Raw genomic sequence first — 25,565 nt, 5'->3', positions numbered from 1 at the left:
TTTACATAGTTGCTAACTCGCCTCGACAAATGTAAACAGACTGTTCACAAAGCGCCGTGCGCGTTACATTTTTAGGACTATCGAGGGCGACATGAACGAAGACGGCCGGAAAGCGCTGCGGCGAATGCTCTACCTGCCGGTATCGGGCAAGTTTCTTATCGCGTTGATCGGCGCCAGTGCCTGGATGGGTTTTTCAATCTGGGCCGCGGAGCCGTGGTTCGCGGATCTGCAAGACCACGTGGGCTTGGTGCTGGCTGTTTTCCTGGTGTATGGCATTGCCATCATTCCGGGTTTCATGAATGCGTTCCTGGCCATCAGCCTGATTCTGGACAAGAGGCCGCCGCATCGCCCGTTGACTGTCTACCCTCCGATATCCATCCTGGTTGCCGCATACAACGAGCAAGCGTCCATAGAGGAGACGCTCGTCAGCATCGGCCATCAGAACTACCCCGGCGGATTGCAGGTCATCGTGATCAACGACGGTTCGACGGACAACACAGCTGCGGTCGTCGAACGTGCGCTGGATCAATACCCGTGGCTGACCTTCGTCGACCTGAAGAAGAACGGGGGCAAGGCTCGCGCGTTGAACATCGGATTGAAGGAAGTCCTGCACGACCTGGTCATCACGGTCGATGCCGACTCGTTTCTGTACCGGGGAGCGCTGGCCAATATCGTCGAGCGATATCAGGCGGACCCACCGAACACGCGCGCCGTGGCGGGAAAAATCCTGGTGCGGAACTCACGCCAGAACTGGATCACGCGCTGCCAGGAATGGGACTACTTCCACGGCATTTCCGCCATCAAGCGGGTTCAATCGCTGTTCCAGGGCACCCTGGTGGCGCAGGGTGCCTTTTCGGTTTACGACCGGGCCGCGCTCGCCGAAGTGGGCGGATGGCCCGAGTGCGTGGGGGAAGACATCGTGCTCACCTGGGCCCTGCTGAAGGCCGGCTACCGGGTCGGCCACTGCGAGGACGCCTGCCTGTTCACCAATGTGCCCAGTACCGTCAAGCAATTGGTGAAGCAGCGCCAGCGATGGGCGCGCGGCATGACGGAAGCCTTCATCAAGCATCCGGGGATCCTCCTCAAATCCCGGTTGTCGACTTTTTTCGTGTACTGGAACCTGTTGTTTCCCTGGCTGGACCTGGCGTTCACCATCGGATTCATCCCGGGACTGGTTTTGGCCCTCTTCGGCTATTACTGGATCGTGGGGCTCATGACGCTCGCGCTGTTGCCGGCCGCATTCGCATTGAGTCTTCTGATGTTTTCCATCGAACGCCAGATGTTCAAGAAGACAGGCTTGGTCGTGCGCAAAAATGTCCAGGGGTTCTTTGTCTACGTGCTGCTGTACAGCCTGATTCTGCAGCCCGCCAGCATCCTCGGCTACCTGGATGAGCTGTTGAGAAAGCCCAAAGCCTGGGGCACCAAATGAGCGGAGTGACGAGATACCTTGCCGCGCTTCCTCTGGGATTCGTGGTGCTGATCGCGGCGCCCTGCCAGGCGGAAGAAACGAAAGAGAAGGAAAAATCAGCCGGCATGGCTTTCGGTACGGAATTCTTCCTCACCAACGACAGCGATCATTTTCAATCGCGGCGCGTGTCGGTGGAATTCTTTCCTGCCTTTGAAAATGCAGATCGCTTCCTGGGGTTCCGGCTGGGCGACTACCAATACAGGCAGGACAGTTGGCGGCGCGCCGGACAGAAGATCTCATTCCTCGCCCGTTCGATCGAAACCAGGACCGGCGACGGAGGGGCGATGGAGGCCGGCGTGTTCCAGCAGGGCGGGCATACGCTGCTGACGCTCGACGGCAACTACCGGATTTCGCCCACAAAAAGCACGGCGGTGGAGTTTCTCCTGACGCGCGACTGGGTGGAAACACCCAAGTCCCTCGACCGGGGAATCGATTTTTCCTTTGTTGGCGTGGCCGTGGATCAGGGGCTCGGAAGCCACGTGACCCTGGTGGGACTGGTGGCGCAGCAGTATTTCTCCGACGGCAACCGGCGGGACCACGGTCGCCTGCGGCTGATCTATCAGCCGTCGCTCGACCTGGGCCTGACCTTGCAGGCGCGCTATCGCACGTACCGGAGCACCCATGAGGACGTCGACCGGGCCTATTTCAATCCGAAGAGCTACGCCGAGTCGATGCTCGCGGTCAGCTGGCGGCAGCGTTTCCAGGGATGGACTGCCGCTGTGACGGCGGGGCTTGGCAACGAGACCATCAATCACGAACTGCGCCAGCCGACCAGACTGCTGGACTTCAGCCTGCAAAGTCCCGTGAGGGGGTCGCAGGTGTTTCGCTTCGGTGCCGGCTACAGCCGCAGCACCACCTTCTCGGGACCCAGCTACCAGTACCGCTACGTGCGCGGCGAGTGGATCATTCTTTTTTGAGCGGCCCACATTGACGCGGATGGCTTGCGCGGGCCACCATGGCGTCTCGCCGGCAGGGCTATCAAGGAGATCTCCATGGCTGAGAGCGACAAGGTGTTTGCGGGCTCGATCCCGAAGCTCTACGACACGCTGATGGTGCCCCTGATCTTCCAGGCCTATGCCGACGACACGGCTGAGCTGGTCGCGGGGTTCTCGCCCGGCGCGGTCCTTGAAACGGCAGCGGGAAGCGGTGTGGTCACGCGGTCGCTGGCGCCAAAGCTCGGCGCTGACGCGCGCTACGTGGTGACCGATCTCAATCCGCCCATGCTCGACTATGCCGCCAGCCGGCAGCCGCCCGATTCCCGTATCGAATGGCGGCAGGCGGACGCACTCGACCTGCCGTTCGAAGATGCCTCGTTCGACGTGGTCTGCTGCCAGTTCGGCGCCATGTTCTTTCCCGACCGTGTCGCGGGCTACGCTGAGGCGCGCCGCGTGCTGAGGCCGGGCGGGCGCTTTGTGTTCAGTGTCTGGGATCGCATCGAAGAGAACGCCTTCGCCGACGACATCACCAACGCGGTGGCCACGCTGTTTCCGAACGATCCGCCGCGATTCCTGGCCCGCACCCCGCACGGCTATCACGACGTCGCCCGGATCCGCGACGACTTGGGCCGCGCGGGCTTTGCCAATGTCCAGATCGAAACGAGAGAAAAGCTGAGCCGCGGGCCTTCGGCGCGCGACGTGGCCATGGCCTATTGCCAGGGAACGCCGCTGCGCAACGAGATCGAGGCGCGCGACGCCAGCTTGCTACAGCTGGCCACGGACCGCGCCGCGGAAGCCATGGAAAGCCGCCACGGCAAAGGCCCGGTGGCCGGCAAGATCCAGGCGCATGTGATCGTGGCGGCGGAATAGCCCCCCAGCCTCAAACCTTCGACAAGCGCCGCCGCGCCTTGACCGCGGTCGCCAGGCCTTCAAGCACCGGAACGGTCTGGGCAAAACCGATGCAGGCATCGGTGATCGAGACGCCGTGCTTCAGTGCCACGCCAGGCTTCAGGTCCTGCCGTCCTTCCTCCAGATGGCTTTCGATCATGAGGCCCGTGATGCGCCGCTCGCCGGCCGCGATCTGCGCTGCCACGTCTTCGGCCACCACGATCTGCCGCTGGTGCTGCTTGCTGCTGTTGCCGTGCGAGACGTCGACCATGACCTGCGGCCGCAGCCCGTTCGCCACCAGCGCCTCGCAGCTCGCCGCGACGTCCGCGGCCGAATAGTTGGGCGCCTTGCCGCCGCGCAGGATCACGTGGCAGTCGTCGTTGCCGCGCGTCTCGAAGATGGCCGCCATGCCCATCTTGGTCATGCCCATGAAGGCATGCGGCGCGCGCGCCGCCAGGATGGCGTCGGCCGCGACCTTGACGCTGCCGTCCGTGCCGTTCTTGAAGCCCACGGGGCAGCTCAGGCCCGACGCCAGCTGCCGGTGGCTTTGGCTTTCGGTGGTGCGGGCGCCGATGGCGCCCCAGGCGATCAGGTCGGCAATGAACTGCGGGCTCAGCAGGTCGAGGAACTCGGTGCCGGTGGGCAGCCCCAGCGTGGTCAGTTCGAGCAGCAGGCGCCGCGCGCGCTCCAGCCCTTCGTTGATTGCAAAGCTGCCGTCCAGGTGCGGGTCGTTGATGTAGCCCTTCCAGCCCACGGTGGTGCGCGGCTTCTCGAAATAGGCCCGCATCACGATCAGCAGGTCGTCCTGCAGGGAATCGGCCACCGCCTTCAAGCGCTGCGCATATTCGATGGCCTGGTCGTGGTCGTGGATGGAGCAGGGGCCGACCACCACGATCAGCCGGTCGTCGCGGCCGTGCAGCACGTCGGCGATGGCCGCGCGGCTGCCTTCAACCAGCGCCAGGGTGTTGTCGCGCACGGGCACGCGTTCCTGCAGCAGGGCAGGGGTCATGAGCGGACGAACGGCGCCGATGCGCACGTCGTCGATGCGGGTGGTGTCGAGCGTGCTGTCGCGGGAGCCGATTTCGGCGTCGTGGAGAGGGTCGTCGAGGCGGGGCATGGTCATGGCTGTGATTTCAAACGGGCTCCTTCGATTGTCGTCTCGAAGGCGCCCACGGCCGGCGCGCTTGCGATACAGCCAGGTTGCCGCCGTCCGCTACGCGTTTCGAGCGTCCCGATGTGGACGAAGATCGACCCGCGCTCCGACCACCTTGCAGTTCTCGATCTCGAGGACGAAGCGCAGTTGCTGCCCTTCGACCCGCAGCTGGAGCTTGAGCCGTGCCGTGATCTTGTCGCAGGCCAGTTGCGCGCCCCGCCAATCCACCAAGGCCTTGCCGGCCGACAGCGCGGCCATCTCCACCGTCAATCCCTGGCCCAGGGCATCGGAGCGCATGACAACCGCATTGCGGCCCTCAGCGCGCCCCTCCAATCGCACGTGCAGGCCCGGTACGGCAAAGAGTCCGTCGCTGAGCTGCACCTCGCCCGACAGCGCGGTCCGGCCGAGCAACAGGCGCGCCTGCTCCGTCAAGCCGTGGCCCTGGCCCCCGGCACTCTGGCGCAGCATCGTCTCGGCGAAAGTCTTCAGGTGCAGCTTGCCGCGCTCCGAGACCCACGGGCTCAGCAAAGCGCCGCGACGCTCGAATTCGACGCCTGCGAGTGGTGCCGATGCGAACTGGTAAAGATAGCTGCGCCCATTCGGCGCGTCGACATACAGGCCCAGCCGACTCACGCCCATGCGCGAGTCCGGTCCCACATGCTCGACCGTGGCGTCGTTGAAGTCGATGTGCCCCTGCCGAATGGGCACGGTGACATCGGCGTCGAACAGCAGGTGCGCGTCGGCGATCTCTCCGCGGATCGTGCCGTCTGCCGCGTCGAGCGGGCCGAGGCACCAAGCGTCGGCGGCGGTGCTGGGCGTGACCGCCTCATCCGCACTCCGCAAGGCCTGCCACGCGGCCAGCAGTTGCGGCGGCACGGTCAAGGGACCCTGCAGCCTCACGCCCGAGAGCTCGGCCTCGGCGGCCTCCAAGGCCGACAGATGCAACGCGCCGGCGTCAGTCCGCAGCTGCCCCACGAGTTCACGCACGGCAATGCGGTCGATCTCCAGAGTGAGCGCGCCCGACGCCAGCCGAAGCGCGATCGCCTCGAACTGGCGAGCGCCGACTTCGATCGCGCCATCTTGTTCCGATTTCCAGGTGACGCCCTCGAGCGACCAGCGATCGCGAGCGGCCTTGTCGGAAGCCCCGAGTTTCAGCCCGAGCAGGAGATCGACGATGGAGGCCGCGAGTGGGACCGTCATGGAGGCTTTGTACCAGACCATGGCGCCGGGGCAAATTGGTCGACTCGCCTGGCGCGATGCGATGCAGTGCGCTGCGAGAGGGTCCGGCACATAATTGTGACCTGATGAAAGCGTCTCCCGTTGTCCCTGGCCACCGCAGTCTTCCTGTCGCGATGGTGGCGGGTCATGCTGGCATCCCGGGCAGAAGCCTTTCATGACGCCCGGACGCAAGGGTGGTTCACGGGCCGGCCGGTGGACCGCAAAACTGTGGCTTGCCTTGTCGCTGGCCGCCGTGACATGTGCGCACGCCAATGAAGCCCCGAGGGCGGACGAGGTGCAGCAGCCGGGCGGCGTTCTTCACGTCACCCATGCCGAATTGCTGTCCGTTTCCGGTTCGGGCTATTCCGCCCCGCCGCGGCGCGCCGAGGATGCCAAGCTGCCGAGCGAGGGATGGAAGGCGGTCAGCCTTCCGTACACGGCCGGGCGCGAACTGGTCCCCACGTCGACCGGTGGCGTGCGAACCGTCACCGACTGGTACCGCATCGATCTGGCCCAGCTCGCGCCGTCGGCGCAGCAGCGCTTTCTCTACCTTCCGCGCTGGAAGACGCTGGGCCACATCGCGGTGTATGGCGACGGCGTCCTGCTGTATCAATCGCACGGGAGTCCGGTGCACAACGGCTACAACCATCCGCTGTTGCTGCCCTTGAATGCGACCGCGCATGCGCTGTCCCCGTCGTCGGTGCTGGTTCGCGTCGACCGGCTGCGCAGCAGCGGCAGCGGTTTTTCGACGCTATGGGTGGGCGACCACGATTCGCTGAACTGGCGCTACCAGGTGCGCCAGTTGCTGCAGGTGCAGTTGCCGTTCATGGGCAGCGCCGCGTTCCTCGCGGTGGGTGCGTTTGCATTCGCGGTGTGGTGGGGCAAAAGGCGTGGATCGCTCTACCTGTTGTTCTTTGCCATCTCTGCGATGGCCTTTTTGCGCACGCTGCACTATTACGTGAGCGGCGACCACCTTCCGGTCTCGGACGAGTGGTTCGAATGGATCACCGTGGCCTCGCTGCTCTGGTTGATCGTTCTCATCCACCTGTTTCTGCAGCGCCTGCACCAGCAGCCCTCGGCCTGGCTGACCCGTTCGTCGGTGGCGCTCGCAACGGCCATCAGCATCGCGACGCTGCCCCATGCGGCGCTGGCCAGCCTGTACCTGGTCACGCCGCTGCTCAACCTGATGGTGCTGCCCGTGGCGGTGCTGATCTTCACGGTGAATTTGCGCAAGGCACTGCGCGCCAGATTACCCGAGGGACGGCTGGTGGCGGGCTGGGCCGTCCTGGCTGTCGCATTCACCTCGTACGACGGGCTGCTGCAAAACAACCTGGTCAGCCCGGAGAGCGTGTACACCTCGCCCTACGCCATCATCGGCCTGTTCTTCATCTTCTCTTACATCATGTTCCAGCGCTACACGGGCGCGTTCGCCGAGGTGGGTCGGCTGAACAAGGGACTGGCCGAGCGGCTGCAGGCGCGCGAAGCCGAACTGGAGCAAAGCTACCAGCGGATGCGCGTGATCGAGAACGAGCACATGCTGGGTGCCGAGCGCCGGCGCCTGATGCAGGACATGCACGACGGCCTGGGCTCGTCGCTGATCAGCGCCATCCGTTCGGTGGAGCAGGGCGCCATGAACGAGGCCGAGATCTCCGGCGTGCTCAAGGGCTGCATGGACGACCTGAAGCTGGCGATCGACTCCATGGAAAGCGTGGACGCCGATCTGCTGCTGCTGCTGGCGACCCTGCGCTTCCGGCTGGCGCCGCGCATCGAGAGCGCCGGCCTCGCGCTGCGCTGGGAAGTGCAGTCGGTGCCTGCATTGCCTTGGCTGGACCCGAGCAGCGCCCTGCACATCTTGCGCATCATGCAGGAATGCGTGGCCAACGTGCTGCGCCACACGCGCGCCACCCTCATCTGCTTCAGCACCGCCTCGGATGGACAAGGCGTGCGCGTGGTGATCGAAGACGACGGGGCTGGCTTCGACGTCGACGAGGCCCTGCGCCGCAGCGGCCGGGGGCTGCGCAACCAGCAGCGGCGCGCATCGGCCATCGGCGGCGCCGTGAGCTGGGAATCGGGCAGTGCCGGAACCCGCTTCACCCTCTGGCTGCCCCTTCATCACGGGGCTGTGCCGACCCCGAGTGCTTTCAAACCCGAGGGGGCTTGACCACGTGGCAGGGTTCGGCACTCATTTGTCGAACGACCCGCAGACGTGCTCCACCCATTCGGAGCGGGCGATCTCGTCAAGGCTCGCGTCGACGAAGCCAAAATCGCCAAGCAGCGTGAGAAACCCCTTGTCGGGATCGGCCTGCTCGGCCGCGCGCAGCCAGCCCATTTCGCAGTCTTCGCAGTGTGCATAGACGCGGCGATTGGTGAGGTCGTGCTGCAGCACGAGCCGGCCATGACGGCAGTTCGCGCACATGCGGGTCCAATAGGATGTCGCCATGGCTAGGGAAGCAGTGAGACGGCCGGCGCCGGCCGGCGCTTGCAGCCGCGGCCCGGCGGCTTCAGAGGCCGTGAATGAGGTACGTCCCCTGCGGGGACGAAGGCATCTTCAGCGTGTACTCGCCCACCTTGGGGAAGCGGTACTCGCGGCCATTGAAGAAGGCCGATCTGGTGTTGGTCCAGATGCGGTACTCGACGCCGTCCTTCAGGGAAGTGACCTGCAGCACGCGCATCACCGGCGGCACGACCACCGCAAAGCCCAACTGGGCAGTGGCTCTGCCTGACCCGAGCGCGGTCTCCGCCATGCAGACGGGCGGCAAAAGAAGAAGCCATGCGTACAGGGCGCATTTCGCGCACACCCCTGTCGATAACCTGCTTCCGGACATAAGGCTTTCCCCCCGAAAAACACTCGGATGGAGGCATCTCGGCGATGCCCGGCCTTCGTTGATCGGCAGACAATTTCACAAATGAAGGCCGGCTTAGCAAGTAAATACAGCAGGGAGCGGAAGCGCAACTGCCTTTCGTCGGATTCAATGTTCTTTCTGGATCGGGAAGTCGGTCATGGCGGCGTCTCGCACGTAGACGTTGACGCGCCGCGTCGGGGAACCGGCACTGCTCCAGGGCAGCGGCAGGTTGTCTTGAACCAGCTCGATCTGGTGGCTGCCGGCGGCCACGGAGGGGAAGCTGTAGCGGCCCTGGGCGTCGGTGCGGGCCACGTAGCCGCGGTCGAGCACCACCGTCACGCCGGGAACACCGCCTTCGCTGGCCTCGCGCAGTCCGTTGTTGTTCTGGTCGAAGAAGACATAACCCTCGAGCTTGCCCGCGCCGGCACCCGGGAGGCCGCCGATGGGGGCGCTGGCCACGCCGGCGCGGCTCTCGTAGCGAAGCGCCACCATGAACGAGCGGTTGGAGGGCAGCACGCGCACGGCCTGCTGCATGGCCGTCGTCAGGGCCGACACCACGGCCGGGTTGAGCGACTCTTGGCCGCGGGCGGCGGCGTACAGGGCAATGAACGACCAGCCCAGGCCCAGCGGCCAGCTCAGGCGCGCATTGGCGCTCAGAAAACGCGAATCGGTGTCGCCGATGCCGTTGCTGCCGCGCAGGCTCAGGTCGAGCCGGGCGCCGGCGGCCAGCGGCGTAGTGCCGAGCACCCCCCAGTGGACCGTGCGCGCATCGATTCCGGACTGGCGCGATTGCTCGTAGGCCAGCGAGGTCGAGAGCGTCTGGTCCTCGCTGACCCGCCAGGCGTGGTCGACGCCGGTGCGCAGCACGCGCAGGTCGGTGCCTCGCGCAACGTCGGTTCGCCACTGGCTGTAGCCCCAGTCGGACTTGTGTTCCCAGGTGAACTGCGCCGACTGCGCCGCATAGCTGCCGGTGCGCGCGGCCACGTTGCCGGAGATCGAGTCGCGCGAGTCCAGCCGAAAGCGGCCGAAGAGATTGCCGTAGAGCGAGCGGCGCTGGAGCCCGCTCACGCTGTCGCTCACCTCGATGTTGCCGCCCAGTTGCCACTGGCGGGTGGAAACGTCGCCGCGCCACGAGGCACCCCGCAGGTCGCTTGGCAGCGAGTCGCCGCCCCAGCGCAGCGAGGGCTGGAAATAGAACACGGTCGCGCTCTGCTGCATCAGCTGCGTGCGCCAGGTCGCGTCGACCCAGCCGCCGGTGGCTGAATCGCGCGCCGCGCGCGACGACGCGTCGGAGGGTTGCCCGGTGCTGTGCGCCAGGTTGGCCTGGACGCGCAGGCCGCCCACGCGCTCGCCGACGCCGCCGTAGCCCTTGCCGACGGAATCGGCCCACGGCGCCTGGCCTTGCCATGAAACGGCGCTCCACACCGAGCGGGTGTCCTGGGCAAAGCCGGGCACGCCGTTGGCGTTGAAGTTGCGCGTTTCCACCAGCTGGACCGCCGCATCGGTGCGGCCCAGCGCGTAGGGGCCGTCGCTGCCGCTCAGCTGGGTCTGGGCGCCGGCGCCCGCCGCGGTGCCCCGCCCGGACGAGAAGCCCTGGGACGAAATGCCGTCGAAATAGCCCAGCCGTCCGGCCGATGCATTCAGCGTGGTTCGCCCCGGCTGCTCGATGCTGAGCGACGCGCCCTCGATCGGCAGGCTGGGCAGGTAGACCCGGCCGACACCGCGTGCGAGCGGCGTGCTCGCCATGTTGATGTTGCCGATGCTGTTGTTCCCGAACCAGCCCCCGTTGAAGGGCATGGCGCGCTGGTCGATGCGCCAGGTGCTGCCGTTGCGGTAGGTATAGGGCACCTGCGTCAGTGGCGTGCCGGTGGTGCCGTACAGCGCAATGCCGCTCACTGGCACCGAATCGCGGTTCAGGTTCAGATTGGCAGACAAGGTGCCGTAGTCGGGTGTGTCGAGGTAACCCGAGAACAGCAACGAGTTACTCTGCGTCCTCGTGGCGCCGCTTTGACGGGTGGATTGCCCCTCGACGGTCCAGCCGCGCGGCCAGCCGCTGCCCTGGGCCTGGGGTTCATCGACCGGCGCGGCCTGCGGGCTGTCGTCGAGGACGCGGTCGATGTATTGCGCCGCCACGGGCTGCGCCCATGCGGATGTGCCGGCCAGCACCTGCCCCGCGCCGCACAACCCGAGGGCGCCGTTGCGGAGCCAGCGCTTCATGGAGCGAAGCGTTGATTGATCGGCAGCGAGCCGCTCTTGCCCCACTCCAGCTTGCCGGCGATGGTGATCGGGAAACGCACCGCGACCGTGGTTTCGGTGTCGCCGGGCTTGTTGGCCGCGAGCGCGATCTCGCGGGTTTCGCCGGGCATGATGGGCGTGGTGCCGGCCTGCAGCTCGAGTGCCGTGCCGCCCGCGTCGGTGCCCGAGAGAAAGCCGGCCAGGCGGCCATGGGCCGTGCCCGTGTTGCGGATCTTGAGCATGGGCGTGGGACGCCCGTCGATCGTTCGGACCGAGGTGCCCACGAGTTCCAGCACCGGTGCGACGTCGCCCACGGCCACGTAGACGATGACCCCGATGCGCGCGCCCAGCGCCATCGGCACGCCCGGGGCCGTGGCCGGTTGCTGGCCTTCGATCAGCACCGCAAAGCGGCATTCGGTCGGCGGCGCGTCGGGCGGCGGCGTCACCTCGAAGCGAAAGCGGTAGGGGCGTCCGGAGGTGATGCTGAGCTCGCGGCGCTCGATGGCGACCCAGGGCCGGCAACTCCCGGGCAACAGCTCGTCGCTGAAGTCGACCGAGGCGTCGGGCCTGAAGGTCCAGTCGGCGGTCTTGAGCTTGTAGCCGCCGGTTGGCGTGTCGCGGTGCGTGAGCTCGATCACCTCGCGCACGCGCTCGCCGGGCTTGGTCGAAAGTTCGAAGCGCGGCGGCGAGACGGCAAGCGAAAACTGCGCTTGCGCCGTTGTGCCCAACATCAGGGCTGCAAGCAGAAAAATGACCGCACTGCGGCCACGGCAAAGAAGTGCGACTCGGCGCATCACGGGGATACCTCGATCTCGAAAAAGAATTGCAGGGACTGCGCGTGCTCGACCTTGCGACCGTCGGCCGTGAGATCGAGCACGATGCTTTCCTGAAGGAAGGAGTCGCGCACCACGCCCTCGTACACCAGCGTACGGCCGCCGCCGCGGACCGTGCCCGGAAGCAGGCGACCCTGCGTGCGCCACGTGGCGACCAGCTGTTCGCCGTCGGTGGGCGCCAGGGACAGGTAGATGCGCGCGGGCCGGCTGACCCATTGCGACAGGTTGAGCCGCAGCTGCACTTGCACGCGGCCTTCCACCGTGTGGTCGCCGGCGCGGCCGGGTGCCAACTGGCGCCAGCGCATCGGCGTGACCGGCTGGGTTGCAAAGGTGCCTGTGTCGTCAATGCGATAGGTGGCGGCAGCGGCGGGGAGCATGGCGCCCAGGGCCAACAGGCCGGCCAACATGACAAGCGTGAGTCGGGCTTTCATGGGGCCGTGAGCGTGAAGGTCGCCCTGCCTGTGAAGGTGCCGGCCGGGACGATCTCTGTATTGAGGTAGCTGAAGGCGAGGCAGCTTTCGAACCACGTGTTGCGGCTGACGGGCAGCAGGGTCTGCGTACCACCGCCAACGAACGTGCCGGGCGGGATGGTCGCGGTGGCGTCGCCGATGCCCGAAGAGGTCCATGCAATCCGGCTGAACGGAATCGTGTCGCCGTTGACGCTGGTCAGGGCGGCCGGCGTAGTGACGCTCAGTATGGCTTCGTTGCCTCCGGCGCCCTGGCCGGGCCGGCGGAAGAAGCCGCCCACATACACCTGTCCGGTGGTGGCGGGCGAGTTGCAGAAGGCGGCCCCTTCCCAGGGACTGGCCGTGACGGTACTGTCCGTCGTCATGAGCTGCGGTGCGCCCGAGCCCAACTGGGCCACAGGGACCGTGACCGATGCGGTGTTGACTGTCGGGTTGTCGCCGGGCGTGCCGCCGTTGTTGAAGAAGCCCCCGGACATGGTGCCCACGCCCACCTGCAGGAACAACGCGCGCTGCCCGGCGGTAATGCCAACCGTGAAGCCGTACGCGCTGGGCAACCAGACGCCGCACGAAAGGGCGAGCCCGAACAGGGCGCGCGCGGCGCGGGACAGCTGGAATGGCGAAGGTTTCATGCCGCTCGTTCTCAACGAATCGCGAAGGCAGGACTCAGCCCGCCTTCGGTCATCGTGTGTTGGAAGCCGCGCTTATCGGGTGGTTGTGCTGGCGCTCAGGGGGCGGTCGCGGTGTAGGTCACGCGGCCCTTGTTTGCCTCCGTCTCGCCGTAGGTGCCGGCCGGCATCACGGAGGTGTTGGCATAGGCGAAGGTCCAGCTGCCTTCGCGGCGCACGAGGCCGCCCGATGCGGTCAGGGTGGTGGCCGTTGCCGATGCACCGCCGGCCGCGTCATTGTTGAAGGGCGGGTGGGCGATGGCGGCGTTGGTGTAGCCGGTTGTGGTCGCCGCCAGAGCGCCGCCGGTCACGGTGATGTCGGTCCATGGCACAGTCGGATCACCGCTGACGCCGTTGCTGAGCTGGCCCGCGGTAATGTTGGACAGGGTGACGTCGCCAGTGTTGCCGAGCACGCGAACAGTGACGGCGCCGCCGGAGAGGTTGCCGCCGGTACCTGCCACCGCAGTGCCGTTACCGATACCGTTGGCGGGCACGGTGAACGTCACCATATCCACCGTCGTGTTGTCCGCCATGCTGGAGCCCGTGCCGACCTGCAGGAACAGCACCTTCGGAACGACAATCTTGAAGTCGAGCTTGGCGCTGGCGGCCGGCGACGTCGAGCCGGTGGTCGTCACGAAGTTCGATTCGGCCTGGCTGGCGAAGGGAGCCACGGTGGCGGCCACTGCGGCGATCAGAAGAAGTTTTTTCATGAAAATGAGTGCTTTTGGGCTAAGGATTAAGGCGGAGGCAGGCGCGAGTGTAACTAAACAATCACATTTGTGTGAGTTATTAAGTTCTCATTCTGGCGTGGAGTGTTGCTGAAAGTGAACTTCGGTAATAAGTCACACAATTCGCCGCCTCCATCTGTCGTGCCGCTGCAACGGGCACTGGTCAAGCAACTAACTTCCGCTGCCCAACCAATTTCTTTTTCCTTCGCTGAATCCTTCGAGCCTCACGCAGCACTCCATGTAGAAGTCAACATCATGGAGAGCCGCAACGTGTTACATCTCAAACGCAACGTTCCCCTCTGGGAACGAGCAATCCGCCTGTGTCTGGGCGCCATCGCCGCGCTCGGCGCGATCTATTTCCTGCCGTCCGGAGCGCTCGGGGTGCTGGGCTTCGCCGTGGCGGCCATGCTCGGTGCCACGGCCATCGTCGGGTTCTGCCCTGCCTGCGCGATGCTCGGGCGCCGGGCCATCGGGCCGCTTAAATGATCCGTGCGTCCGCGCCGCTGATCGAAGCCGCTTGTGCGGGGGATGAACGGGCGCTTTCGCAGCTGCTGCGCACGTGCCAGCCCGATCTCAAGCGCTTTGCGCGCCGCACGTGCGCCAACAGCGAGGATGCCGAAGACGCGGTGCAGCTCGCGCTGTGGCAGCTGCACCGGAGGATCGGCACGCTCGGCACCGTGGCCGCTTTTGCCACCTGGCTGTTCCGGATCGTCGAGCGCGAGTGCTACCGGATCTTCAGGCGCAGCGCCGCCACGGCCGCTCGGCTGTCGGAGCCGCTCGCCGACGAACTGGCGGCGCCGCAGATTCCGACCGACCTTCGGCTCGACCTGACGAAGGCGATTGCCGCGCTCCCGGAGGCCTATCGCGTCACGCTGATCCTGCGCGACGTCGAGGAGCTGACCGCGCCCGAAGTGGCGGAAAGCCTGGGTCTGAGCATCGAGGCGGTGAAGAGCCGGCTGCATCGCGCCCGCGCCATGGTGCGCGACAGCCTGATGAACGGCGGCTACTGGAACCAGGACGACGGGTCCGATGCCACCTCAGGCCGCGCGCGGTGACCCACGCGCCGGTTTGCGCTCGCCGTCGTTCCGGTGGACCCTTGGCTTACCATCCGTCGATGCCCGCCACGCAGTTCCCCGCAGACCGTCTCCGCGAGCGCGCTCCCTGATGCGGCTTCCCGGTCCCGTCGCGCGGCTGCTCTGGCGTGTGCTGGCGCTGGTGCTCGTCGCACTCGGCCTGCTGGGTGCCTTTCTCCCGGTTCTGCCGACGGTGCCGTTCCTGCTTGCGGCCGCCTGGGCGGCAGGCCACGGCTGGCCGGCGCTGGAGCGTTGGCTGCTCGAACATCCCCGCTACGGCGAGTACATCCGGCGCTGGCAGGAAGGGGGCGCGGTGCCGCGCCGCGCGAAGTGGGCCGCGACCGTGATGATGACCTTCAGCTCGCTTGTGCTGCTGGCAACCGGCGCATCCATCGCCGTGAAGATTGGCGCACCGCTCTTCATGGCGGCCGTCGCAATCTGGCTATGGCGTCGGCCCGAGCAGTGATTTCTCCGGCTGGGTCAGGAGTTGCAGCAGCGTGTTGGCGACGACGACAGTTGCCTTGTGCAGTTCATCGAGCGGCACGCGCTCGTCGGCGCGATGGCCGTTGGCTTCGAGCAGCGACGCAGGACCGGCGCCGTACATCACGGTCGGAATGCCGGCTTCGCTGTAGAGCCGTGCATCGGTGTAGAGCGGCACGCCGATCGGCGTGACCGGCTTGCCCATCACGGCGCTGGCTTCGCGGCACATCAGCTCCGCGAAGGCCTGTGCGCCGGGGGCGGGCGCGAAAGGCCGGGCCAGCAGGATCTGCCGGATCTCGACGGAGATGCCGGGCAGGCTGCCGCAGGCTTGCTCGATGACCTGGCGCAGTTCGGCCTCGACGTCCTCGGGCACTTCTTCGGGCACGATGCGGCGGTCGATCCGCAGGCTCAGCGCGTCGGCCACCACGTTGGTGTTGATGCCGCCTTCGATCAGGCCGACGACCATCGTCGGATGCGTGATGCCAGGCGTTTGCGAGGGCCGCTGCGCCAACTGGTCGCGATAGTGGTAGAGCGCCGGCAGCAAGGTCGCCGAAGCCTCGATCGCGTCGACGCCGGTGTCGGGCCTCGCCGCATGGGCGGACTTGCCGCGCAGCGTCACTTCCAGATGCAGGCAGCCGTTGTGCGCCACCACCACGTGATGCGAGAAGGCGGCCGATATCACGTAGTCCGGCCGGCTCAGGCCCTGCGAAAGAATCCATGCCGGGCCGGTCATGCCGCCGGTTTCCTCGTCGTAGGTCAAGTGCAGCTCGACCGTGCCGGCCAGTGGCGCGCCCGATGACCGCAACTGCCTGAGCGCACGCATCGCGAAAGCGTAGGTCGTGAAATCCGACTTCGAGACCGCGGCGCCGCGGCCGTACAGCCAGCCGTCGCGCACCTCGCCGCCATAGGGCGAACCGCTCCAGCCTGAGCCGGGCGGCACCACGTCGCCGTGTGCATTGAGTGCAATCACCGGCCCGTCGCCAAAGCGCTCGCGCACGATCAGGTTGGTCACGCTGAGCATGCCGTGCTGCGCTGCGAATGCGGCCGGCACCGGATGGCGTTCGACCTTCAGGTCCATGGCCTCGAGCAGCCGGGCCGTGAGTTCGGCATGCGGGGCGCAGTCGCCGGGCGGGTTGTCGGAGGGGCATTGCACCAGCCGCGCGAGGGTTTGGACCTGATGGTCGAAATGGGTGTCGATGAATTGGCGCAGCGTGTCGCGCGCGGTTGAAAGGTCTGTCATGGCGTCAAAGAAAGCGGTCGATGTGGAAAGGAGTGATGTCGATGTCGGTGCGGCCGCGCACGATCAGGTCGGCCACCAGGTGAGCGGTGATGGGTGCCAGCGTGTAGCCGTTGGAGGTCACGGCGTTGTAGAAGCCGGGCAGGCCGGCAACGCCGCCGATGATCGGCGCGCCGTCGATGTTGACGTTCATGCCGGCCCAGCAGCGCACCATGTGCAGCCCGCTCACGGCCGGCAGCACCTGGCGCGCGACCCAGAGGCTTCCTTCGATGCTGTCGCGCTCGGCTCGGTTCAGGCGCATGCCTTCGTGAAAGGCGGCCGTCCAGCCGCCGCCGATCAGCAGGCCGCCGGTGGCCGCCTGCTTGAGGCTCAGGTGGCGGTCGGCATGCGCGACCAGGTGATTGACCAGCGGCGGCGCCGGCTCGGTCACGATCATCTGCAGCGGCGCGCCCTTGACGGGAATCCTGATGCCGAGCATGTCGCCGACCGTGCTCGACCAGGCGCCGCTGGCGTTCACCACGCGGCCTGCGTGGATGGTGCCGCGCGAGGTGTGAACGACGAAGCCGGCGCCGCTGCCCGGCCGGCGTTCGATGCGCATGACGTCGCAGCCGCGCAGAAAGCGCGCGCCCTGCTGCTGCGCGCGCGAGGCCACCGCATAGGTCGCGCGCAGGGGGTTGATCTTGCCTTCCATCGGGCACAGGTCGGCGCCCAGCAGTTTTCCGGATAGCGCGGGTGCGAGCCGGCGCAGTTCAGCGCCGTCGATGACTTGCGCGTCGATGCCATGGCTGCGTTCGAGTGCGGCCTTGGCCTCGAGGAAGCGCATGCCGGCCTCGCTGTCGGCCACCATCAGCCCGCCCGTGATCTTGATCTCGAGGTCTTCTTCGCCGCAGTCGGCCTGGATTTCCTGCCAGAGCCGCACTGACATCGGGCCGAGGGGCAGGGTGGCCGCGGCCGGGCCGCCACCTTGCTGCGCCTTGGCGCCGAAGTCGAAAGACAGCAGCTGGACATGCAGGCTTCCCGCGTTGGCGCCCGAGGCCTGCAGATTGATGTCGTCGCGGTCGACCACCGTCACGTCCTGGCCGGCCTTCGCCAGGTAGTACCCCAGGCAGGAACCGAGCACGCCGGCGCCGATCACCAGCACGTCGGTGCGGAGGATGTGAAAGGGCGCGCGCTCCACAGGGCGCGCGAGGTTCGGCGTGATCGCCGGCTTGTGGCCGCCCCATTCGGGCTTCTCGAAGCCGAGCGCGCCCGCGGGCACCGGCCTGGCCGGCGGCCGCGGCGCGAAGTACTGCTCGACCTCGGTCGGGCGTCCAGTCGTCTCGCCGATCAACCTGGCCGCGGTGACCGCGCAATAGCGGCCTTGGCAGCGGCCCATGCCGAGCCGCGTGTTGCGTTTCAGCGCGGCCAGCGTGTCGCGGCCGGCCCGGATCAGCTCGCGCACCGAACCGAAGCTGATCTCCTCGCAGCGGCACAGCAGCGTGTCGTCGCTGACCGTGGCCAGCGCCACGGGCGGCGCCCGGTAGAGCGACCACAGCGCCTGCTGGAAGCGCTCGGCGCGGCGCAGCCGATCCCCGGCGCCGGGCGGTGCAGAGGCGGTCAGGCCGATGTTGCGTGCCGCCGCCGTGCCCGCCAGCGTGCCGCGCGCCAATGCGACGCGCGAGCCGCCCATGTCGGCACCGTCGCCGACCACGAACACGCCGGGCAGGCTGGTGGCGCCGTCGGTGCCCGTCACGGTCGCGAGGTAGCCCAGGTGCCGGTCGGCCAGACGGTGTTCACAGCCGAGCATGCGCGCCAGCTCGGTCGAGGGGATGAAGCCGTAGCCCAGGCACAGCGTGTCGGCCTCGAAGCTCAGCGCCGGGGAAGGCGTGGCACGGCCCTGGGCGTCGAGCCGCGCCGCCTGCACCGCCTGCAGCTCGGCCGCGCCTTCGGCGGCGACCACTGCATGGCCCCACAGCAGCGGGACCTTGTGGGCGCGCAGCTCCCGCAGGTAGCCCCAGCCCTGGCGCAGCAGATCGGGCGCGGTGCGGGCGGCGGCGAGCAGCTGGCGCCAGTCGCGCGCGGACGGGCGGGCCGCCGATTCGAGCACTGCGACGACCTGGGCGCCGCCGGCGAGCAGTTCCGCAGCCAGCTGCAGGTTGAGCGGTCCGTTGCCGGCGATCACCACGCGCTGTCCCGGCGCGACGCGGTAGGCCCGCGCCAGGGTCTGTGCGGCGCCGGTGGTCATCACGCCCGGCAGCGTCCAGCCCGGGAAGGGCACCGGCCGCTCGTAGGCACCCGGCGCGATCACCAGCTGCCGGCATCGGATGTGGGTGGCCTGCCCGTCGATCAGCGCGCTGACGTCGTGCGGCGAAAACGCGGCCCAGACCTGCGCGTCCTGCCGGATCGTGACGCCGGCGGCGAGCACTTCGCGCTCCAGCGCCAGGCCGTCCGCAAACTGCCGGTCCGGCGGTGTCGCGGCCTGGTGCGACGGTGCCAGCGGCTTGAAGAACTGGCCGCCGGACTGCAGCCGCTCGTCGAGCACCAGCACTCGGGCGCCCGCGCGCCGGGCCGCGAGCGCCGCCGAGAGACCGGCCGGGCCGGCGCCGATCACCAGCACGTCGACCTCGCGCGCCAGCGGCCGGGCTCCCGCGTCGGGTGCCAGCTGCGTCAATGGATCCGCAGACGTCCCCGCCGGCATGGCCGAGCGGATCTGCTGGCCGTCCGCGGCCTTGGTCAGGCAGGCGCGCTGGCTGGCCCGGCCGTCGATGGTCACGAGGCAGTCGAAGCAGGCGCCCATGCCGCAATACAGGCCGCGGCGTCCGCCGCCCTGCGTGTGCCGCATCTGCCGGAGATGGCTGGCCGCGAGCGCGGCAGCCACGGTTTCGCCCTCGAGACCGTCCACGGGCTGGCCGTCGTACCAGAAGCGGATCGGGCGTCCGCCGGCAGCGATGGAGGAATGGGTCAGTCGGGCGCTCATTGAAACAGGTGCGAAGCAAAAAACCACTTGGACATGGTCTAATGTATACGTATACTGAACGTATACAAATACTTCGTCGCCCCAATTTTTTCAACAAGGACTGGAATGACAGCGTTCCGAGGCACCTATACGGTGCTCATCACCCCTATGACCGCCGACGGAAAGCAGGTGGACGTGCCGGCCCTGAAGAGGCTCGTCGACTGGCAGATCGAAGAGGGGATCCACGGGCTGATTCCCCTGGGCAGTACTGGCGAATTCCTGTCGTTGACGGCCGAGGAGCGGCAGCTGGTGATCGAGACCTGTGTGCAGACGGCAGCAAAACGCGTGCCCGTGCTGATCGGCACCGGCGCCGAGTGGACCGACGAGTGCGTGCGGCTGAGCCGCGAGGCGGAGACCATGGGCGCCGACGGCGTCATGATCATTCCGCCGTTCTACAGCACGCCCACCGACGACGAACTGTTCGCGCACTACCGCAAGGTGGGCGAGGCGATCGGCGTGCCGATCATGGTTTACAACAATCCGGCGACGGCGAACGTCGATCTCAAGCCGGAACTGGTGGCGCGGCTCTCGCGCATCGACAACTGCAGGTACATCAAGGAATCGACGCTCGAGGTGACGCGAGTGCGCGACATCATCGAGCTCTGCGGCGACCGCATGACGGTGTTCGCGGGCATCCTGGGCTACGAGTCGTTCTGGCTGGGCGCGCAGGGCTGGGTCGCGGTCTGCTCGAACCTGATCCCGAAGATGTCGGCGCGGCTGTTCGAACTGGTCGCCGACGAGCAGGACATGCCCGCGGCCCTCGCCCTCTACAAGGAAATGCTGCCGATCGTGCGCTGGGTCGGCGGCCACCGCTATGTCGCGGCCTCCAAGCACGGACTCGGAATGATGGGCCTGCCGGTCGGCCAGCCGCGCGCGCCGCGCCTGCCGCTGCCCGAAGCCGACGCCCTCGACCTGCGGCGCGAGCTCGACCGCCTCGGCCTGCTCGGTTCGATCAAGGCCTGAGCGCCCGTCCTTTCCCTCAATCGCCCATCTTTTGCCTCGCTCCATCTCCACCAGGAAATCACCATGAAACTGCTTCCCGCTCTCACGTCGGCCACGGTTCTTTTCATCCTCGGCATGGGCATCGCGAACGCCCAGGCCTGCAAGTCGCCGGTGCCCGACTCGGCGCTGATCAAGAAGGGCACCCTGATCATGTCGGTCAACCCGACCTTGCCGCCGATGCAGTTCGTCGACCAGACCGGCGCCCTCAAGGGCATGCGGGTGGAACTCGGCGAAGCGATTGCCAAGCGCCTGTGCCTGACGCCCGAATACGTGCGCATCGAGTTCTCGGCCATGATTCCCGGCTTGCAGGCGGGCCGCTGGGATGTGATCAACACCGGCATCTTCTACACCGACGAGCGTGCCAAGTTGATGCAGATGCTGCCTTACGAGGACCAGGCGATCAGCATCAGCACCGCGCGCGGTAACCCGCTCAAGATCAGCAAGCCCGAGGACCTGGCGGGCAAGAGCATCGGTGTCGAGATCGGCGGATTCGAGGAGCGCAAGGCGCGCGAACTCGACAAGCAGCTGACCGACAAGGGCATGAAGGGCATGACCATCCGGACCTTCGAGAACTTCGCGATGGCCTTCCAGGCGCTGCGCGCGGGGCAGGTGGAGGTGGCGCTGTCGATCGACTCCACCGGTGCCGAGTATCAGAGGCGCGGCGATTTCGACCGTGTGCTGAGCGGCCTGTTCCCCACCCCGGTGGCGCTGGCCGCGAAAAACAAAGACCTGTCGGTTGCGATGGCCAAGGCACTCAACGACATGAAGGCCGACGGCAGCTTCCAGAAGCTGTTCGACCAATACGGCGTCAAGGCGATCGACGGTGCCGTCGTCGTCAAGGGCCCCGCCAGCTGAGCGCACCGCACCACCACTGAGTTCGAGAGGGAAAGTCCATGGGACAAGGCTGGAGCTGGTCGGGGTTTGCCGACTACCTGTTCAATCCGTACATCCTGAACGGTGCGCTCACCACGCTCTGGCTGACCCTCGCGTCGATCGCGGGAGGCCTGGTCGTCGGATGTGCGCTGGCCCTGGCCCGCCTGTCGCGCCACCGCTGGCTGGTGGCACCGGCGCATTTCTACATCTGGGTCTTCCGCGGCACGCCGCTGCTGGTGCAGCTGATCATCATCTATACCGGGCTGCCGCAGCTCGGGCTCAAGTTGTCGGTGATCGAGTCGGCGCTGCTCGGGCTGATCCTCAACGAGGCGGCCTACCTCGCGGAGGTGGTGCGCGGCGGCATCCAGTCGGTGCCGGTGGGCCAGACCAACGCGGCGCGCGCCATGGGCTTCAGCAGTGCGCAGAGCATGCGCTACATCGTGATGCCGCAGGCGATGCGGCTGATCATCCCGACACTGGGCAACAGCATCAATGGCCTGCTCAAGACCACCTCGATCACCTCGGTGATCTCGATGGAAGAACTGCTGCGCCGCACCCAGGTGCTGATCCAGGAGAAATTCATGGTGCTCGAGCTGTTCATCGTCGCCGCCATCTACTACCTGCTGATGACCACGGCGTGGGATTTCATCCAGCGCCGCATCGAGCGCCACTACGGCCGCGCCTACCGCACCGGCACCACCGCCGCCGACGCGCCGGTGGTGGCCGATGCCGTGCTCGAACAACGTTGACCGGGACCCATCGATGAGCTCCTACGACCTGATTCTTCGCAATGCCGACATTGCCACCGTGGGCGACCGCTACCGCGCCGACATCGGTGTGCGCGACGGGCGCATCAGCGCCATCGCTCATCAACTGGACGGCAGCGCCGCGCGAGAGATCGACGCGGCCGGCCGGCTGGTGACGCCCGGCGGTGTCGATGGCCACTGCCACTTCGACCAGCCGACCGGCGACGGCTCGCGCTTCTCGGACGACTTCTTCACCGGCACGCGCTCGGCGGCCTGCGGCGGCACCACCACGGTGCTGCCGTTCGCCGCGCAGCAGAAGGGGCGCAGCATGCAGGAAGCTGTGGACGACTATCACCGGCGCGCCGAAGGCAAGGCGGTGATCGACTATGCGTTTCATCTGATCGTCGCGGACGCGACCAAGGACGTGACGCAGCGCGAGCTGCCGGCATTGATCGAGAAGGGCTACACCTCGTTCAAGATCTACATGACCTACGACGACCTGAAGCTCGACGACCGGCAGATCATCGAGGTGCTCGCGGTGGCGCGCCGGCACGGCGCGATGACCATGATCCATGCCGAGAACAGCGACTGCATCGCCTGGCTCACCGAGCAGTTGCTCGATGCCGGGCTGACGGCGCCGCGCTATCACGGGAGCTCGCGGCCGATGGCGGTGGAGCGCGAAGCCACGCACCGCGCGATTGCGCTGGCCGAGCTGATCGATACACCGATTTTGATCGTCCACGTCTCGGGCCGCGAGGCGGTCGAGCAGATTCACTGGGCGCGCGGGCGCGGGCTGCCGATCCATGCGGAGACCTGCCCGCAGTACCTTTTCCTGAGCGCGGAAGACCTGGGGGTGGACCCCGACGATCCGATGCACGGCGCACGCTGCATCTGCAGCCCGCCGCCGCGCGACAAGGCCAACCAGCAGTTCATCTGGAACGCTCTTTCGAGCGGCCTTTTCACGATCTTCTCTTCCGACCATGCGCCCTTCAACATCCATGGCAGCGACGGCAAGCGCATGGCCGGCGAGGATGCGTCCTTCGACCGCATTCCCAACGGCATTCCAGGTGTCGAAACCCGGCTTCCGCTGCTGATGAGCGAAGGCGTGCTGACGGGGCGCATCGACGTCCACCGCTTCGTCGAACTCACGTCGACCAATCCGGCACGGCTCTACGGGCTGTATCCGAAAAAGGGCACGATCGCGGTCGGCAGCGATGCGGACCTGGTGGTGTGGGACACATTCGGCGAGGGCCACGAGAAAGTCATCCGCAACGACATGCTCCACCATGCGGCCGACTACACGCCCTACGAGGGCATGAAGATGCGCGCCTGGCCGGGAATCACGCTTTCGAGGGGGCAGGTGGTATGGGAAAATGGCGTGTTCTCGGCGGAAGCAGGTGCGGGACAGTTCCAGCCCTGCCTGCGCCCGCGCGCGCCCAACGCCGAGAATCCGCTCGCCAAATGGCTGTGAAGCTTTCGGCCCCGCCGCGGCTGGCCTTCCAGGCGTTTCCCCACCTTTCGTGGCAATCAACTTCTCCCGCATGCCAAGCCTTCCCAGCCCGGCTCAGCCAGCCACAATCACCATCGCGCCGCTCGAAGTCCGCTCCGCGAGCCTGGCCGAGCAGGCCTATGCGAGCCTGCGCACGCTGATCCTCGATCGCAAGATTTCGGCGGGCAGCCCGCTACAGGAAGGCCGCCTCGCGGACGAGCTGCGGATTTCGCGCACGCCGATGCGCGAAGCACTCGTCCGGCTTGCGGGCGAAGGGTTGCTCGTGCGCCGCGACGCGCGTTCATACGCGGTGCGCGCGCTGGGCACCAAGGAATACTTCGACTGCATGCGGGCGCGCGAGATCATCGAGTGCGAGGCCATCGCGCTGGCGGTCGACAAGATCACCGAAGCGCAGCTCGATGAACTGGACGCCGATCTAAAGACCCTCGACGCCGGGGTGCATGACGAGGTCGAGCACTGGCACTTCGACGACCGATTCCATCAACTCATTTCATCGGCCAGCGGCAATGTGGTGCTGCCGCGCCTGGTCGAGGAACTGCGCGTGAACGCACGGCTGTTCCGGCTGCACAGCCCGCTGCACCGCCAGCGTGAAAACCATGAAGAGCACGGCGAGATCATCTCGGCATTGCGCGCGAGGGATCCCGAACGGGCGCGCGCGGCGATGCGCGCGCATCTGCGCAGTCTCCAGGAAGACGTCAAGCGCGCGCTTGTCGACTGATTCCGGCGCAGAGCCGCCGGCTGGCCCTCAGATGACTTTGGCCGGACCCGTGAGCACGCGCTGATATTTGCCCATCGCCTCGGGCTCGATGCCAAGCCAGTGTGCGACCTGGTCAAGCTTGGCGCCCCTGCGCAGTTGGCGCAGCGCGAAGGTGTGGCGCAGCAGGAACGAGCCACCACCGGTGGCATCGATGCCCGCATCTTCGAGCACCTGCTTGGCGGCCACGTACTGAGCCTCCTTGCTCCAGGGCTTGCCCGTGCGGGTGGCCGGGAAGAGGTAGTCGCCCGCAATCGACGCCTCGGCGCGCACGTTCAGCCAGTGCTGCAGCAGCTCGCCCGCCCAGGGAGCGATGGGTGCCTCGCGTGCCGGCGAGTTGCCGTTGCCTGGCACCGCAACCTTCCACGGACGTGCGCGGCGGCCTGCGATCTGTGAGGTCGGCGCGTCGAGCCGCAGCAAGCGAACATCACCGGGCGTCAGTCCCGCGCCCAGCTGCAAGGCGACCGCCACGCGATTGCGTAGCGCCTGCCAGCTCAGCGCAAGCTGGCCATGCCGGTCGCCGGGCCGGGGCCGGGCGCTGGAGAGAAAGGTGATGAGATGCCTGGCTTCGGAAACCGAGAGAAATTCCGGCAGGGGATCTGCCCGGGCCGAATCGGCATAGCGAACCTCGGGCTGCGTCGCGATCCATTCCGAGGCCGCGGCGTTGGCGGGCGTGCCGTGGGCCTCCGCGTGGTGCCGCAGCACCCGGTCGATCAGCCGAAGCAGGCGCAGCGCATAACGCGGAGACAGCGACAGGTCGTCGCTTTTCATGCCGAAGCGCGCCTGCTGGAAAGCCGACAGATCGCTGGTGTCCAGCGACGCCAGCGTCACCGTGGGCGACTGGCCAAGGCACCAGGCGGTGAAACTGCCCCACATGTCGCGATAGACGGCGATGGAAGAGGGCTGACGCAAGGCTCCGTTTTCCTGTTGCGCGGCGAGCCAAAGGTCGAACGCCGCGTGGTGCGATTCGCCAGGAGGTTCGTGGAACAGAGGAAGAGATAACGACATTAAAAATACGCTAACGGCAGGGGATTTTGTGCTGGAGGGGAATTGTTGGCAAGTGGGGTGGGCGCTGAGTTCGTCGTGTGATATGGGTAATGCGATCGCCGTTAGTGTATTTGCTGAGCCGCCTCGGGGCAGTTCACTCTTCAGCCGGCGCGACCTGTGTCCCCTCTCCGGGCCGGCCGTACAAATCGATTGCGAATTCATCGCCGCTTGTCCGCACGACGGTGCCACGCTGCGCAGGCACTGGCTCATGCGTTCGGCCATGACCTTCAGCAATTCGTCGCCCGCCTTGTGGCCAAGGCTGTCATTGACCAGCTTGAAGCCGTCCAGGTTGATGAACATCAACCGTCCGTATCGGTCCGCATACGAAATGGCCTGCTTGAGGCGATCTCCCAGCAGCGGCGGTTCGGAAGTCCCGTCAGTACATCGTGGATGGCCTGGTGCTTCAGGTGGTCGG

The 25,565-nt window shown here is 66.8% G+C and carries 24 protein-coding genes; 12 read left to right on the top strand and 12 right to left on the bottom strand.

What is annotated here, in order from left to right; genetic code table 11:
• Positions 1-91 precede the first annotated feature (91 nt).
• The 3 genes from ASC78_RS02560 (at position 92) to ASC78_RS02550 (ending at position 3,273) form a co-directional block, all read left to right on the top strand.
• Complete coding sequence (locus ASC78_RS02560; RefSeq protein ID WP_055795816.1) at positions 92-1,429, top strand: glycosyltransferase; 1,338 nt, start codon at positions 92-94, stop codon at positions 1,427-1,429.
• A gap of 44 nt (positions 1,430-1,473) precedes the next feature.
• Positions 1,474-2,385 (top strand): hypothetical protein, encoded by a 912-nt coding sequence (locus tag ASC78_RS02555; protein ID WP_235504963.1) that lies wholly within the window; start codon positions 1,474-1,476, stop codon positions 2,383-2,385.
• Positions 2,386-2,460: 75 nt separating this feature from the next.
• Positions 2,461-3,273 carry a class I SAM-dependent methyltransferase gene (locus ASC78_RS02550; protein ID WP_055795812.1) on the top strand — a complete coding sequence of 271 codons (813 nt, stop codon included), beginning with the start codon at positions 2,461-2,463 and terminating at the stop codon, positions 3,271-3,273.
• A 10-nt stretch (positions 3,274-3,283) separates the two neighbouring features.
• Here ASC78_RS02550 and ASC78_RS02545 read toward each other — a convergent pair whose 3' ends face one another.
• Both ASC78_RS02545 and ASC78_RS02540 read right to left on the bottom strand, forming a co-directional pair.
• A complete protein-coding gene (locus ASC78_RS02545; RefSeq protein WP_055795990.1) occupies positions 3,284-4,408 on the bottom strand; it encodes a 3-deoxy-7-phosphoheptulonate synthase in 1,125 nt (374 codons plus the stop codon).
• 96 nt (positions 4,409-4,504) lie between these two features.
• Positions 4,505-5,644 (bottom strand): hypothetical protein, encoded by a 1,140-nt coding sequence (locus ASC78_RS02540; RefSeq protein WP_055795987.1) that lies wholly within the window; start codon positions 5,642-5,644, stop codon positions 4,505-4,507.
• Positions 5,645-5,837: 193 nt separating this feature from the next.
• On the opposite strand from ASC78_RS02540, the gene ASC78_RS02535 reads away from it, so the two are divergent.
• A complete protein-coding gene (locus ASC78_RS02535; RefSeq protein ID WP_055795809.1) occupies positions 5,838-7,823 on the top strand; it encodes a sensor histidine kinase in 1,986 nt (661 codons plus the stop codon).
• A gap of 21 nt (positions 7,824-7,844) precedes the next feature.
• Here ASC78_RS02535 and ASC78_RS02530 read toward each other — a convergent pair whose 3' ends face one another.
• The 7 genes from ASC78_RS02530 to ASC78_RS02500 form a co-directional block, all read right to left on the bottom strand.
• Positions 7,845-8,102, bottom strand: coding sequence for a hypothetical protein (locus ASC78_RS02530; protein WP_157634357.1), 258 nt, complete (start codon positions 8,100-8,102; stop codon positions 7,845-7,847).
• A gap of 61 nt (positions 8,103-8,163) precedes the next feature.
• Complete coding sequence (locus ASC78_RS02525; RefSeq protein WP_055795805.1) at positions 8,164-8,406, bottom strand: hypothetical protein; 243 nt, start codon at positions 8,404-8,406, stop codon at positions 8,164-8,166.
• A gap of 225 nt (positions 8,407-8,631) precedes the next feature.
• On the bottom strand, positions 8,632-10,722 hold the full coding sequence (locus tag ASC78_RS02520) for an SdrD B-like domain-containing protein (protein WP_055795804.1): 2,091 nt from the start codon (positions 10,720-10,722) through the stop codon (positions 8,632-8,634).
• A complete protein-coding gene (locus tag ASC78_RS27325) occupies positions 10,719-11,471 on the bottom strand; it encodes a hypothetical protein (RefSeq protein WP_055795802.1) in 753 nt (250 codons plus the stop codon). The genes ASC78_RS02520 and ASC78_RS27325 overlap by 4 nt, the downstream gene beginning before the upstream one ends.
• Positions 11,472-11,533: 62 nt before the next feature.
• Entirely contained in the window at positions 11,534-12,004 is a 471-nt protein-coding gene (locus ASC78_RS02510; protein WP_055795800.1) for a hypothetical protein, read from the bottom strand.
• Positions 12,001-12,669, bottom strand: coding sequence for a hypothetical protein (locus ASC78_RS02505; protein ID WP_055795798.1), 669 nt, complete (start codon positions 12,667-12,669; stop codon positions 12,001-12,003). The genes ASC78_RS02510 and ASC78_RS02505 overlap by 4 nt, the downstream gene beginning before the upstream one ends.
• Before the next feature lie 95 nt (positions 12,670-12,764).
• Positions 12,765-13,415 (bottom strand): hypothetical protein, encoded by a 651-nt coding sequence (locus ASC78_RS02500; RefSeq protein ID WP_055795797.1) that lies wholly within the window; start codon positions 13,413-13,415, stop codon positions 12,765-12,767.
• Between the two features lie 114 nt (positions 13,416-13,529).
• Here ASC78_RS02500 and ASC78_RS27845 point away from each other — a divergent pair, with 114 nt between their 5' ends.
• From ASC78_RS27845 to ASC78_RS02485, 3 genes are all read left to right on the top strand, one after another.
• Positions 13,530-13,919 carry a YgaP family membrane protein gene (locus ASC78_RS27845; protein ID WP_235504967.1) on the top strand — a complete coding sequence of 130 codons (390 nt, stop codon included), beginning with the start codon at positions 13,530-13,532 and terminating at the stop codon, positions 13,917-13,919.
• Positions 13,916-14,488, top strand: coding sequence for an RNA polymerase sigma factor (locus tag ASC78_RS02490; RefSeq protein WP_055795795.1), 573 nt, complete (start codon positions 13,916-13,918; stop codon positions 14,486-14,488). The genes ASC78_RS27845 and ASC78_RS02490 overlap by 4 nt, the downstream gene beginning before the upstream one ends.
• A 109-nt stretch (positions 14,489-14,597) precedes the next feature.
• Complete coding sequence (locus ASC78_RS02485; protein WP_055795793.1) at positions 14,598-14,972, top strand: YbaN family protein; 375 nt, start codon at positions 14,598-14,600, stop codon at positions 14,970-14,972.
• On the opposite strand, the gene ASC78_RS02480 is transcribed toward ASC78_RS02485, so the two are convergent.
• Positions 14,949-16,226, bottom strand: a complete 1,278-nt coding sequence (locus ASC78_RS02480; protein ID WP_055795791.1) for a M20/M25/M40 family metallo-hydrolase — start codon at positions 16,224-16,226, stop codon at positions 14,949-14,951. The two genes, ASC78_RS02485 and ASC78_RS02480, sit on opposite strands and share 24 nt — an antisense overlap.
• Before the next feature lie 4 nt (positions 16,227-16,230).
• On the bottom strand, positions 16,231-19,179 hold the full coding sequence (locus ASC78_RS02475) for an FAD-dependent oxidoreductase (RefSeq protein WP_055795789.1): 2,949 nt from the start codon (positions 19,177-19,179) through the stop codon (positions 16,231-16,233).
• Positions 19,180-19,284: 105 nt separating this feature from the next.
• Here ASC78_RS02475 and ASC78_RS02470 point away from each other — a divergent pair, with 105 nt between their 5' ends.
• From ASC78_RS02470 to ASC78_RS02450, 5 genes are all read left to right on the top strand, one after another.
• A complete protein-coding gene (locus ASC78_RS02470) occupies positions 19,285-20,181 on the top strand; it encodes a dihydrodipicolinate synthase family protein (protein WP_055795788.1) in 897 nt (298 codons plus the stop codon).
• Positions 20,182-20,244: 63 nt separating this feature from the next.
• Positions 20,245-21,075, top strand: a complete 831-nt coding sequence (locus tag ASC78_RS02465) for an ABC transporter substrate-binding protein (RefSeq protein ID WP_055795786.1) — start codon at positions 20,245-20,247, stop codon at positions 21,073-21,075.
• A gap of 38 nt (positions 21,076-21,113) precedes the next feature.
• Positions 21,114-21,842: an amino acid ABC transporter permease gene (locus ASC78_RS02460; protein WP_055795782.1), complete on the top strand. Its 729-nt coding sequence runs from the start codon at positions 21,114-21,116 to the stop codon at positions 21,840-21,842.
• 13 nt (positions 21,843-21,855) lie between these two features.
• Positions 21,856-23,310 carry a dihydropyrimidinase gene (gene hydA, locus ASC78_RS02455; protein WP_055795780.1) on the top strand — a complete coding sequence of 485 codons (1,455 nt, stop codon included), beginning with the start codon at positions 21,856-21,858 and terminating at the stop codon, positions 23,308-23,310.
• Between the two features lie 70 nt (positions 23,311-23,380).
• Positions 23,381-24,067, top strand: coding sequence for a GntR family transcriptional regulator (locus ASC78_RS02450; RefSeq protein ID WP_055795779.1), 687 nt, complete (start codon positions 23,381-23,383; stop codon positions 24,065-24,067).
• Between the two features lie 27 nt (positions 24,068-24,094).
• Here ASC78_RS02450 and ASC78_RS02445 read toward each other — a convergent pair whose 3' ends face one another.
• Complete coding sequence (locus tag ASC78_RS02445; protein ID WP_235504962.1) at positions 24,095-25,450, bottom strand: tyrosine-type recombinase/integrase; 1,356 nt, start codon at positions 25,448-25,450, stop codon at positions 24,095-24,097.
• Positions 25,451-25,565 lie beyond the last annotated feature (115 nt).

Origin of the sequence: Variovorax sp. Root318D1, from assembly GCF_001424835.1 — a bacterium.
Lineage (GTDB): Bacteria > Pseudomonadota > Gammaproteobacteria > Burkholderiales > Burkholderiaceae_C > Variovorax.
The sequence above is the reverse complement of the archived record's forward strand: the minus strand, read 5'-3'. Positions and strand labels throughout refer to the sequence as shown.